Source organism: Lysobacter arseniciresistens ZS79, assembly GCF_000768335.1.
Classification (GTDB): Bacteria; Pseudomonadota; Gammaproteobacteria; order Xanthomonadales; family Xanthomonadaceae; genus Novilysobacter; species Novilysobacter arseniciresistens.
In genome coordinates this window covers 1-11,288 of record NZ_AVPT01000047.1, presented here as the reverse complement: position 1 = coordinate 11,288, position 11,288 = coordinate 1, and the positions used below count along the sequence as shown (strand labels likewise).

Here is an 11,288-nt window from a genome sequence, read left to right as displayed (position 1 = left end):
CGGGGCCGGGGTCTTCCGGGCCGGGCGGCGTGCGCTGCGGACCGGGCGAGGCCGCGCGGGCGGCGTCATCGGCCGCCTGCCGGACCGGCTCGAAGCCGCGCTGCAGCGCCTGGCCGCTTTCGTGCAGCTGCGCCTGCGCGGCGTGCAGCTCGGCGCGGGTCGCCTGCAGGCTGCGCTTCAGTTCCTCGTCGGCCAGTTCGCGCTCGAGCTCGGATTTCACCGAGTACCACTGCGCCTTGGCCCGCCGCACCCACAGCCCGGCGAAGCGGGCCGCGCGCGGCAGCCGCTCGGGGCCGAGCACGATCAGTGCCACGACCGCGACCAGGAACAGCTCGGAGAAGCCGATGTCGAACATGGCCGGAGGCGCGCCGCGGCGCTACGGCCGGCGGATGTGCTCGTCGTCGCGCTCGGCATCGCGGTCGGCGGCCGGCTCGTCGCGGCGCTCGTCGGACAGGCGCGCAGCCGGCTTGTCGTCGTCGGCGACGCCCTGCTTGAAGCCCTTGACCGCCTCGCCGAGGTCCTTGCCGACGTTCTTCAGGCGCTTGGTGCCGAACACCAGCACCACGATCACCAGCACGACCAACCAGTGCCAGATGCTGAAACTGCCCATCGGGATGCTCGCCGGGAAGAGGGGATGCGGAGGATACCGCAAGCCCCGTTACAGCCGCGGTCGCGGGTGCTCAGGGATCCGGCGGCAGCGGCTCGGTGCGGACGGCCGGCTGCGACGACGAGTACGGGCTGTCGACCGGTTCGAACGGCTGCGGCTGCGGCTGGGTGACGGCCGGCTGCCGCGGCGCGACCGCGGGCGACTGCTCCGGCGGGGCCGGGCGCGGCGCCGGCGTGGACGGGCCACGGGCGGCGTGGGCGGCGGCGGTCGCCTCCTCCAGCTGGTCGCGGAAGGTCACCACCGCGTCGGACGGACGCTGCGGGGCACGGTTCTCGAAGATCATCCGCGGGGTGGTGCCGGCGCCGTACACGGCCTGGTTGGCGTCGTCGTCGATGCTCAGCACCGCGCCGTCCAGCGCGACCCCGGCAAACAGCCCGCGCGCGCGCGACCACGACCAGATCTCGGCCTTCAGCCGGCCATCGGTGGCCAGCCCGGTGGTACGGCCGACCGGCCCGGCGGCGATGCTGGCGTCGGCGCCGAGGGTGATCTTGCCGTTGACGATCGAGTCCAGCCCGCGCTGGCTGGTGAACACCAGCACCACGTCGGACGACTGCACGCCGGCCTGGAAACCGATGCTGCCGCCGGTCAGCTTGACGAAGGCCGGGTTGGACCAGGTGCCGTCGGGGTTCTTGACCGACACCAGCCCGTGGCCGCGGCGGCCCCCGATCACCAGCCCGATCTTCAGCGTGTCGGGCACCACGACGATGGCTTTGGCCTCGTCGAACAGCACGTCGGGGATGCCCGACTCGGGGATCGCCTGGATCTCGTTGAGCACGCGCACCGCGTTGCGGGCGCGCTCGTCCTCGGCGACGCCGGCGGTGGCCGGCAGCGCCAGCCCCACGGCTAGCAGGAATACGGCGAGGCGCGGCAGGATCGACATGGGCACTCCGGGCATGGCTGATGGGAAGGCGGGCGGGGCGCCCGGGCGCGGCCGGGTTGGACCGCCGGCCGCAAGCGGAGTTCAGGCTAGTGACGCGGCGATGAATCGCGCGGGAACCGTCGTGGCCAGCGCGTCGCGCGTGTGGCGGCGGCGCGCCGCTGTCATCCTATGCGGATGACCGGAACCAGCCAAACCCCCGATACCGCCGTGGTGGTCGTCAACCTCGGCACCCCGTCGGCGCCGACCGCCGCGGCGGTACGCCGCTACCTCGGCGAGTTCCTGTCCGACCGCCGGGTGGTGTCGTTGCCGCCGCTGCTGTGGCAACCGCTGCTGCGCGGGGTGATCCTGCCGCTGCGCGCGCCCAGGGTCGCGCCCAAGTACGCCAGCGTCTGGCTCGACGGCGGCTCGCCGCTGGCCGTGTACACCGCCGGCCTGGCCCGGGCGATGCGCGACCGGATGCCCGGCGTGCGCGTGCTCGACGCGATGCGCTACGGCGAGCCGTCGCTGGCGCGGCTGCTGCAGCGCCTGCGCGACGACGGCCTGCGCCGCGTGCTGGTGCTGCCGTTGTACCCGCAGTACTCGACCACCACCACCGCCTCGGTCGGCGACGTGCTCGCCCGCGCCGATGGGCCGGCGCTGCGGATGGTCGACGATTACCACCTCGCGCCGGAGTGGGTCGCCGCGGTCGCCGGTTCGGTCCGCGCGCATCGCGCCGAACGGGACGACGGCGGCCACCTGCTGTTCTCGTTCCACGGCCTGCCGCAGCGCGTCGCCGACGCCGGCGACCCCTACCCGCAACAGTGTGAGGCCAGCGCCCGCGCGATCGCCGCCGCGCTCGGCCTGCCGGACCACGCGTGGTCGCTGAGCTACCAGTCGCGCTTCGGCCGCGAGCGCTGGCTCGAACCCGCCACCGACGCCACCCTCGATGCCCTTGCCGCGCGCGGCATCCGCACCGTCGACGTGATCGCGCCGGGCTTCTCGGTCGACTGCCTGGAAACGCTGGAGGAGGTGTCGATGATGCTCGCCGAGCGGTTCGCCGAGCGTGGCGGCACGCTGCGCTACATCCCGTGTCTCAACGACAGCCCGGCGCACGCCGACGCCATGGCCGCGGTCGCGCGGCGCGCGCTGGATGCGTGGGCGTGAGCACGACGCCCGGCCGGGCCGGACTGCGCGAGTTCGCGGTCGACACCGACTTCGGCCGCATCGCCGGCCTGCGCGGTGGCGCCGCCGGTGCGCCGCGCGTGCTGGCGCTGCACGGCTGGCTCGACAACGCCGCCAGCTTCGTGCCGCTGCAGCCGCACCTGCCGGGGATCGAGCTGGTCGCGCCCGACCTGCCCGGCCACGGCGCCAGCGCGCACCTGCCGCCGGCGGCCGAGTACACCGTGGTCAACGCGGCGCGGGCGATGTTCGCGGTGGCCGACGCGCTCGGCTGGGACCGCTTCGGCCTGCTCGGGCACTCGCTCGGCGCCGCCGTCGCCAGCGTGATGGCGGCCGCCGCACCGGAGCGGATCGAGGGGCTGGTGGCGATCGAGGCGCTTGGCGCGCTGGCCGAGGACATCGACCGCAGCGCGCTGCGCCTGCACCGCGCCTTCAGCGAGCCGCGGTCGGCGCGGCGGGCGCTGCGGGTGTTCCCCGACATCGCCGCGGCGGTCGAGGCGCGCCTTGCCACCGGCGGCATCGAGCCGGCGGCGGCGCGGCTGCTGGTCGAGCGCGGGGTCGCCCCGGCGCGCTTCGACGACGACCGCGGCGGCTCGCTGCCGGCCGGCTGCACCTGGCGCAGCGACCCGCGGCTGACCCGGCCGACCGCGATCCGCATGAGCGAGGACCAGGTGCGCGACCTGCTCGGCGCGATCGAGTGCCCGACCCGCGTGGTCTACGCCAACCCGGCGCAACCGTACTTCCCCGAGTCGCTGCGGCGCGCGCGCTTCGCCTGCCTGCGCCACGGCGAACTGGTCGTGCTCGACGGCGGCCACCACCTGCACATGGAGCAGCCCGAAGCGGTCGCCCGCGCGATCGGCGGCCACTTCGCCGGGCCGCGGCACTGAGCGGATGCACCGGCGAGCACCGGTGACGTCGGCTCAGTCGCGCGGCGGTGGCGGTTCCAGCAATGCGCGCAGGCCCGCCTTCAACCGCGTGCCCTCGGTTCTGAAGTAGTCCCTCTCCGCGCGCCACGCCGGGCACCGCGCCTCCACCTGCGCCCAGAACGACGGCGAGTGGTCGTGGTGCAGCAGGTGGCACAGCTCGTGTACCAGCACGTACTCGAACGCCGACGGCCGCGCGAGCACCAGCGCGAGGTCGAGCGCGACCGTGCCGTCCGGCGCCAGCGAGCCCCACTGCGAACGCATCGGCCGCAGGCGGAACCGCCGCGGCGCGCGCGGCCGGCCGTCGACCCGCAGGCCGTCGAGGTAACGCGGCAGCCAGCGACCGATGTCGGCGCGCGCCTGCGCCTCGTAGAAGTCGCGCAGCGCCCGCGCGATCGCCGCGGCACCGGCCCGCGGCGGCAGGGTGAACACGAGCGGGGCGCAAGCGGGAGCGGCGGTCGCCCTTGCGCTCCCGTCCCTGGTCGGGCTCGCGGTCGGAGCGCCAACATCAACGTCAACGCGACCGTCGTGGCGTGCATCGCCAACGTCGTCGTCCGGCGGCACAAACTCCAACCGGCACAGCCGCCCCGGCTGCCAGCGCAGCGGCACGTCGGCGTCGCGCAACGGCAGCGTGGTCGACTCGAACGGCCGCAGCGACGGCAGGTCCGCCGGGACGTGGCGGGCGAGCTGCGCCGCGATCCAGTCGCGGTGCTCGATCGCGAAGCGTTCGGCGGCGGCTGCGCTGGCGCGCGCCGGCAGGGTCAGCCGGGCGCCGCGATCATCGACGCTGAGCCGGATCCGCCGCGCCCGCGGATCGCGCACGCGCTGCACCTCGATCACCCGGCCGTCGGCCAGCGACAGCTCGAAGGCATCGCGCTGGATCGCGCGGGGCTTCGGGGCGAGCAGGCGGAACGGAGGCGACATCGGAAGATGGTGGCGGATCGGGCGGCTGCGTGCATCGTTCCTGCGAATCCGACGCGGCTCGGGCCGCCACGACCGCGTAGGAGCGACGTGAGTCGCGACCCGCCGAACCCCGGGAAGCCGGAATGGTTGGGATGCGGTGCCGTATCGGGAGGTTGCTTCGTTCCGCAGGCCCGGTGGCTCCGTTCCCGTCGGATCCCGGACGATGTACAGGTCGCGACTTACGTCGCTCCTACGGACGGGCGGCGCGGTCGCGCCAGGCCGGCGGCCGACCTCAGCCGTCCGCCTTGCTCAGCTTCAGTGCCGCCTCCAGCACCGCGAACAGGCGCTTCACCTCGGCGCTCATCAGCGCGAAGCGGGCGTCGAGCTCGGCGCGGATGTCGTCGCGGTCGGTCGATTCCAGCTCGTCGACAGCGCCGTCGAGCAGCTTGAACTTGCGTACGATCAGGTCGTCGCCGAGCACGAAGCTGACGTGGTCGTCCAGGCTCAGCGCCAGCCGGGTGACCTGCTTGCCGGTCTCCAGGTGGCGGGCGATCTCGTCGCTGTGCAGGTCCATCCGCTGCACCTTGACCACCGCGCCCTGGTCGACCGGGTCGCGCAGCTCGCATTCCTCGCCCAGCGACAGCCCGTCCGGCAGCGGCTCGCCGGCGACCCAGCCGGTCAGCACCGAGCGCGGCGCGACCTCGGCGTTGAGCGGCAGCGCCGGGAAGCTGCCGAGCGCGCGGCGGATCTCGCTGCAGACGTTCTCGGCCGACTTGCGGCTGGAACTGTCGACCGCGATCACGCCGTGGGAAGTATCGAGCAGCGCGTCGGTGCGCGACGGCTTGACGAAGGCACGCGGCAGCAGGTCGGTGATCAGTTCGTCCTTGAGCCGCTTGCGGGTGCGCCCGCCGGGCCGGCGGCCTTCCTTCTGCTCGATCTCGTCGAGCTTGCGCGCGAGCATCGCGTTGACCACCGCGCCCGGCAGCAGCCTGTCCTCGCCACCGACGGTGAGCCAGATCGCGTCGCCCTGGCGGCCGGTCAGCACCTCGGCGTCGCGGCCATAGGGCGAGACGAAGCCGCGGCTGGACAGCTCCAGCGGGCCGACCGGCTTGAGCTGGCACTGGTCGAGGCCGGCGTCGAGCTCGTCGAGCCTGGTGGTGGACGGGAAGCGGAAGAAGGTCAGGTTGCGGAAGAACATGCGGTATCCGGTTGGAGGTGCGTCATCACCGCCATCGCGCAGGCGGGCTGCGCGGTGGCGGTGCGGGAATGGGGAATCAGCCGGCGGCCGACGCTGCGGAATCTGCTGCCGCGCCGGCCCGGAGGCCGAGGAAATCGAACAGCTTCGGGTCGCTCAGCTGGCTGGGCCGGATGTCGCCGAGCGCGCGCGCGATCGTCTCGATCCGCCCCGGCGTCTCGCGCTCCCACTCGGCCATCATCCGCTGCACCTGCTTGCGCTGCAGGTTCTCCTGGCTGCCACACAGGTTGCACGGGATGATCGGGAACGCCTTCAGCTGCGCATAGCGGGCGATGTCGGCCTCGGCGGCGTAGGCCAGCGGGCGGATCACCACGTGGCGGCCGTCGTCGGACAGCAGCTTGGGCGGCATGCCCGAGACCTTGGCATGGAAGAACAGGTTGAGGAAGAAGGTCGCCACCAGGTCGTCGCGGTGGTGGCCGAGCGCGATCTTGGTGAAGCCCTGCTCGGCGGCGTAGGTGTACAGCGAGCCGCGGCGCAGGCGCGAGCACAGCGAGCACATCGTCTTGCCTTCGGGCACCACGCGGGTGACCACCGAATAGGTGTCCTGCTCGATGATGTGGAAGTCGACGCCGGCCGAACGCAGGTACGCCGGCAGCACGTGCCCGGGGAAGCCGGGCTGCTTCTGGTCGAGGTTGACCGCGGTGATCGAGAACGACACCGGTGCCTTGCGCTGCAGCTGCAACAGCACGTCCAGCAGGGTGTAGCTGTCCTTGCCGCCGGACAGGCAGACCATGACCTTGTCGCCGTCCTCGATCATGCCGAAGTCGGCGATCGCCTGGCCGACCTGGTGGCGCAGGCGCTTGCCGAGGCGTTCGAGCTCGCCGGCGCGCGACGGCGGTTCGGCGAGCGGCAGGGTGTCGGCGGCGGGCGCCTCGTTCAGCAGGGGCAGGACGGTGTTCATCAGGCCGCCGATTCTACCGGCCGGCCGTCGCACGGACCGGGGCGGCGGTCGCGGCGCACGGTCATGGTGGCGCGCTAAGCTGGTCGCCATGATCGACAGCGACGACCCCGCCGAGATTGCCCGCCGCCTGGCCGCGCTGCGGCTGGAACACCGCGACCTCGACGTCGCGATCAGCGGCCTGTCGATCCTCGCCGGCCACGACGACCTCGCCCTCAAGCGCCTGAAGCGCCGCAAACTGCAGCTCAAGGACGCGATCGCCCGACTGGAAAGCGCGCTGATTCCCGACGAGCCGGCATAGGCGGGAAACCCCCGCGGAGGTCGGGGGGTTGTAGGAGCGACGTAAGTCGCGACCCGCCGAACCCGGCCGAAGCCTCGTTGGCGGACAACAGGTCGGACCCCCGAAGGGCCTTCTTCCGGCAATGCAGCAGCCGGTTTCAACACCCGCTTTCGACCGATGTACAGGTCGCGACTGACGTCGCTCCTACGGGGGCGGCGCGGGCGGTGGCGCGAACGGAGGTACGGGTACTGGCGGCGGCGCTATTCCGGCCGCCGGTAGCCGCCGCGCACGCCGTCCTTCGACAGCACCCACTGCCACAGCTGCAGCTCGCGCGCGCGGAACGCGCCGGCGCACGACAGCAGGTAGTAGCGCCACTTGCGGCGGAAGGTTTCGCCGAGCCGGTCGGCGAAGCGCGGCCACGCCGCCTCGAAGTTGTCGTGCCAGGCCATCAGCGTGCGGTCGTAGTCGGCGCCGAAGTTGTGCAGGTCCTCGCACACGAACAGGCCGTCGATTGCGTCGCCGACCTGGCCGACCGAGGGCGTCTCGCCGTTGGGGAAGATGTGCTTGTCGATCCAGCGGTCGGGCACCGACTCGCGCCGGTTCTTGCCGATCGTGTGCAGCACGAACAGGCCGTCGTCGGCGAGGCAGCGCGCGGCGACCTCCATGTACTGTCGGTGGTTCTTGTGGCCGACGTGCTCGAACATGCCGACGCTGGCGATCGCATCGAAACGCTCGTCGAGCTCGCGGTAGTCCTGCAGGCGGAACTCCAGCGGCAGCCCGGCGTAGCGTTCGCGCGCCCACGCCGCCTGCTCCTTCGACACGGTCACGCCGACGCATTCGACCCCGTGGTGGCGCGCCGCCCAGGCCATGAAGCTGCCCCAGCCGCAACCGATGTCGAGCACGCGCATGCCGGGTTGCAGACCGAGCTTGCGGCAGATCAGTTCGAGCTTGGCCTCCTGCGCCGCGGCGAGGCTGCCGGCGTCGCGCCAGTAGCCGCAGGAGTACGCCATGTACGGGTCGAGCATGGCCTCGTAGAAGTCGTTGCCGAGGTCGTAGTGGGCCTTGCCGACCTGCCACGCGCGGGTGCGGTTCTGGCGGTTGAACAGCCGCACCTGCAGCGCGTGCCAGGCCAGCCGCGCCGGCTGCACCTCGCGGTCGAGGTGGGCGCGCAGCAGGTGGTCGAAGAACATGTCGAGCCGCTCGCAGTCCCAGGCCCCGGCCATGTAGGCCTCGCCGAGGCCGAGGTTGCCTTCGGCCAGCGCGCGCTCGAGCGCGGCGGGGTCGTGCAGCTGCATGTCCCACGGCCGCGCGCCGTCGAGGCGGATGTCGGCGCGGCCGAGCAGGCCGGCGACCAGCTGCTGCGGGGCGCTGTCGAGCGTGGGCGTCGCGGATGCGGGGCCGGCGGAACCGGCGGTGGACGCGCCGGTGACGGCGGTCGGCGTGCCGGGCGCCGGTTCGGCGACGGCGGGCGCTACGGTATCGGTTGGCGGCACCATGCGCGATTCCTCGTGCTGGGTCGCGGCACCGGTCCGCGGTGTGCCCGCGGCAGCAGTCATGGCGGCCGGCCCGCGACGACCCCGGTCGCGCCTGCGGCCATCCTAGCGCCGTCCGGCGCCCGCCGCAGGTGTCAGTGCCGATACCTGCCGCGACCGCTCAGTCCGCCGGCATCGCCTCGCTGTCCGGCCGCGCGGCCTCGGGGCTGACCTTCTCGATGCTGTGGCGCAGCTCGCGGCCGAGGATGAACTTGGCGTCGCGCGCCCAGCTTTCCAGCCGCTGGTCGAACACCAGCTTGCCGTTCTCGTCGACCCACACGAGTTTCAGTTCGCGCAGTTTCTGGATGAAGCCGCGGAACAGGGTCTTGTCGAAGAACTCCGGCGCGGCCGGCGCGTACAGCAGGCTCAGGCGCTGGGCGGCGAGCTGGCACAGGCTCTCCAGCTCGCCGCTCGACAGCGTGCCGGCGCCGTTCTTGGCCAGCACCGAGATCGCGATGTAGTAGCGCTCGAACGCCTGCTGCAGCGAGTGGCCGATCGCGCGCAGGCGGAACACCTCGTCGCTCTGCCCGGTGTTGCGCGCGAGGATGCCGCCGTCCTCGTCGTTGACGCGTTCCAGCAGGCCCTCGCGGATGAACAGCTCGATCGTGCCGGTCAGCCGCTGCACGAACCCGTCCTCGCTCCACGGCAGGAACAGCTCGGCCTGCAGGAACGGGTACACGCTGCGCCCGAGCCGCAGCACGCTGTCCTGCGCCATCCGCCGGTTGTTCTGGAAGCAGCAGGCGACCCACGCCGCGGCGGTGAACAGGTGCAGCACGTTGTTGCGGAAGTAGCTCAGCAGCACCGCCTTGTCGCCGCCGACGTGCAGCACGTCGCCGAGCGGGTGGGCGGTGCGGGTCAGCACGTTGATCTCCTCGCCATGGGCGACGATCTCGGCCGGCGCGTGCGGGGTCACGGTGACGCGGTCAGAGTACGGAAGTTCGGCCAGCAGCGCCTTGCTCAGCGCGATCTGCGCCAGCAGGTCGGTCTCGCCCATCGCGTGCTTGGGCGTGGACAGCAGTGCCAGCGCCAGCAGGTTGATCGGGTTCACGTCGGCGGCGCGGTTGACGTTGACCTGGATCCGGTCGGCCAGCGCATCGACCGTGTTGGACAGCCAGATCGGCTTGTCGTCGTCCGACACCGCGCTGCCGTCCCAGCCGGTCGCATGCTCGGCCAGCACCTCGCCCAGCCGGATCGGCTCGCCGAAGTTGACCACGACCTGGCCGTAGTTGCTGCGCAGCACCTTGGGGATGCCGGTGAGCAGCTGCCAGATCGACTCCTTCTCCTTCGGCTTGCCGGTCAGCTCGTCGAGGTAGCTGTTGCCTTCCATCAGCTTCTCGTAGCCGATGTAGATCGGCTGGAACAGCACCGGGCGGGTCGGCTGGCGCAGGTAGGCGCGCACGGTCATCGCCAGGGTGCCGCCCTTGGGCGGCAGCAGCCGGCCGGTGCGCGAGCGCCCGCCCTCGATGAAGTACTCGATCGAGTAGCCACCCGCGACCAGCTGCGCCATGTACTCGCGGAACACCGCCGAATACAGCGCGTTGCCGCGGAAGCTGCGGCGGGCGAAGAACGCGCCGCCCTTGCGCAGCACGGTGCCGATGACCGGCAGGTTGAGGTTGATGCCGGCGAAGATGTGCGGCGGCACGATGCCCTTGGTGTAGAGCAGGTAGCTCAGCAGCAGGTAGTCCATGTGGCTGCGGTGGCACGGCACGTAGACCACTTCGTGGCCGGGCGCGGCCTGCTTGAGCTTGTCGAGGTGGTGGACCAGCACGCCGCGGTAGATGCGGTTCCAGACGAAGGTCAGCAGGAAGCTGGCCGAGCGCACCACCGGGTGCGAATAGTCGGCGGCGATCTCGTAGGCGTAGCCGTGCGCCTTCTTCCAGGCGTCGGCCGGGCTGGAGTTGTCGCGCCGGGCCTGGTCGGCGATCGCCTCCTTGACCGGCGGCGCGTTGAGCACGCGGTCGACCAGCAGGCGCCGGGTCGACAGGTCGGGGCCGATCACCGCGGCGCGGATCAGCCGGAAGTGGGTGCGCAGCACGCGCGAGAGCTTGCGCACCGTGCGCTCCGGCGGCAGGTCCTCGTCGACGGTCGAGCGCAGGCTGACCGGCGGGGCGAAGCGCACGGTGGTGTCGCGGCCGTTGAGGGCGATTGCCAGCAGCCGGCGGAAGCGGCCGACCAGCGCCCAGTTCTCCGAGAACAGCACGCTGAACCAGCCGCTCTGCTTGTCCGGCGCGCGGCCGACGAAGATCGACACCGGCACCAGCTGCACGTCCAACGACGGGTCGGCGCGGTGCGCGTCGAGCAGCCGTGCAAGCGAGCCCGAATGGGTCTTGGCCGACGGCGGCGCGGTGCCGAGCGACTGCTGCAACGGCCCCAGCGCGCTGACGTTGCGCCGCGACAGTGCGACGTAGGCGCGGCGGCGGCCGACCGGGTCGCCCGGCAGCGGCTGCAGCGGCGACGGCAGGCCGGTCTCGCGGCAGGCGCGGTCGAGGATCAGCGCGTTCGACAGGCCGTAGTCCTCGAGCACGTAGCAGACCGGGCGGCCGGCGAGGTCGGGCGCGTGGCTGACCGGGTCGCCGGGTTCGATCGTCAGCGACACCCACGGCTCCATCACCTTGCCGAGCAGGCGCGCCCACCACGGCCGGCGGGTGGCGACGGTGCGCCGCGCCAGCGGCGTGCGCGGCGCGTCGGCCGGCGGCGGGATCGGCAATTCGTCCTGGCCGGGCGGCTGCGCGGGCGCGCCGCCGAGGGTGGAACCGGGTTCGAAGGTGCTGCCGGTGCGCGGCCCGGGCGTG

11 protein-coding genes are annotated in these 11,288 nt (G+C 72.5%); 3 read left to right on the top strand and 8 right to left on the bottom strand.

Features of this window, described 5'->3' with window-relative positions; all coding sequences use genetic code 11:
• The 3 genes from tatB to N799_RS13490 all read right to left on the bottom strand — a co-directional run.
• Positions 1-355: Sec-independent protein translocase protein TatB (tatB, locus tag N799_RS13500; RefSeq protein ID WP_036213647.1), on the bottom strand; the 355-nt coding region annotated here is incomplete at its 3' end.
• Positions 356-376: 21 nt separating this feature from the next.
• Positions 377-610: a Sec-independent protein translocase subunit TatA gene (gene tatA / locus N799_RS13495; protein WP_036213644.1), complete on the bottom strand. Its 234-nt coding sequence runs from the start codon at positions 608-610 to the stop codon at positions 377-379.
• Between the two features lie 70 nt (positions 611-680).
• Positions 681-1,547: a lipid-binding SYLF domain-containing protein gene (locus tag N799_RS13490; RefSeq protein WP_036213641.1), complete on the bottom strand. Its 867-nt coding sequence runs from the start codon at positions 1,545-1,547 to the stop codon at positions 681-683.
• Between the two features lie 174 nt (positions 1,548-1,721).
• Here N799_RS13490 and hemH point away from each other — a divergent pair, with 174 nt between their 5' ends.
• Together hemH and N799_RS13480 are read left to right on the top strand one after the other, a co-directional pair.
• Positions 1,722-2,690 carry a ferrochelatase gene (gene hemH, locus N799_RS13485; RefSeq protein WP_036213657.1) on the top strand — a complete coding sequence of 323 codons (969 nt, stop codon included), beginning with the start codon at positions 1,722-1,724 and terminating at the stop codon, positions 2,688-2,690.
• Positions 2,687-3,592 carry an alpha/beta fold hydrolase gene (locus N799_RS13480; protein ID WP_238978985.1) on the top strand — a complete coding sequence of 302 codons (906 nt, stop codon included), beginning with the start codon at positions 2,687-2,689 and terminating at the stop codon, positions 3,590-3,592. The genes hemH and N799_RS13480 overlap by 4 nt, the downstream gene beginning before the upstream one ends.
• 33 nt (positions 3,593-3,625) lie before the next feature.
• Here the strand turns inward: N799_RS13480 and N799_RS13475 are convergent, their stop codons facing one another.
• The 3 genes from N799_RS13475 to ttcA all read right to left on the bottom strand — a co-directional run bounded on the left by N799_RS13475 (position 3,626) and on the right by ttcA (position 6,687).
• On the bottom strand, positions 3,626-4,552 hold the full coding sequence (locus N799_RS13475; protein WP_036213638.1) for a M48 family metallopeptidase: 927 nt from the start codon (positions 4,550-4,552) through the stop codon (positions 3,626-3,628).
• Positions 4,553-4,823: 271 nt separating this feature from the next.
• Positions 4,824-5,729, bottom strand: coding sequence for a recombination-associated protein RdgC (locus N799_RS13470; RefSeq protein WP_036213635.1), 906 nt, complete (start codon positions 5,727-5,729; stop codon positions 4,824-4,826).
• Between the two features lie 76 nt (positions 5,730-5,805).
• Positions 5,806-6,687 carry a tRNA 2-thiocytidine(32) synthetase TtcA gene (gene ttcA, locus N799_RS13465; RefSeq protein WP_081975043.1) on the bottom strand — a complete coding sequence of 294 codons (882 nt, stop codon included), beginning with the start codon at positions 6,685-6,687 and terminating at the stop codon, positions 5,806-5,808.
• An 88-nt stretch (positions 6,688-6,775) separates the two neighbouring features.
• On the opposite strand from ttcA, the gene N799_RS13460 reads away from it, so the two are divergent.
• Positions 6,776-6,985 (top strand): YdcH family protein, encoded by a 210-nt coding sequence (locus N799_RS13460; RefSeq protein WP_036213632.1) that lies wholly within the window; start codon positions 6,776-6,778, stop codon positions 6,983-6,985.
• A gap of 239 nt (positions 6,986-7,224) precedes the next feature.
• Here N799_RS13460 and cfa read toward each other — a convergent pair whose 3' ends face one another.
• Positions 7,225-8,460 (bottom strand): cyclopropane fatty acyl phospholipid synthase, encoded by a 1,236-nt coding sequence (gene cfa, locus N799_RS13455; RefSeq protein ID WP_081975042.1) that lies wholly within the window; start codon positions 8,458-8,460, stop codon positions 7,225-7,227.
• Positions 8,461-8,617: 157 nt separating this feature from the next.
• On the bottom strand, positions 8,618-11,288 hold a 2,671-nt coding region (gene plsB / locus N799_RS13450), incomplete at its 5' end, for a glycerol-3-phosphate 1-O-acyltransferase PlsB (RefSeq protein WP_036213630.1).

What these genes read in the sequence shown, in the direction of transcription:
- hemH (WP_036213657.1), top strand. Translation starts at nt 1,722, where the DNA reads ATGACCGGAACCAGCCAAACCCCCGATACCGCCGTGGTGGTCGTCAAC.
- tatA (WP_036213644.1), bottom strand. Translation starts at nt 610, where the DNA reads ATGGGCAGTTTCAGCATCTGGCACTGGTTGGTCGTGCTGGTGATCGTG.
- N799_RS13490 (WP_036213641.1), bottom strand. Translation starts at nt 1,547, where the DNA reads ATGTCGATCCTGCCGCGCCTCGCCGTATTCCTGCTAGCCGTGGGGCTG.
- N799_RS13470 (WP_036213635.1), bottom strand. Translation starts at nt 5,729, where the DNA reads ATGTTCTTCCGCAACCTGACCTTCTTCCGCTTCCCGTCCACCACCAGG.
- ttcA (WP_081975043.1), bottom strand. Translation starts at nt 6,687, where the DNA reads ATGAACACCGTCCTGCCCCTGCTGAACGAGGCGCCCGCCGCCGACACC.
- N799_RS13460 (WP_036213632.1), top strand. Translation starts at nt 6,776, where the DNA reads ATGATCGACAGCGACGACCCCGCCGAGATTGCCCGCCGCCTGGCCGCG.
- cfa (WP_081975042.1), bottom strand. Translation starts at nt 8,460, where the DNA reads ATGGTGCCGCCAACCGATACCGTAGCGCCCGCCGTCGCCGAACCGGCG.
- N799_RS13475 (WP_036213638.1), bottom strand. Translation starts at nt 4,552, where the DNA reads ATGTCGCCTCCGTTCCGCCTGCTCGCCCCGAAGCCCCGCGCGATCCAG.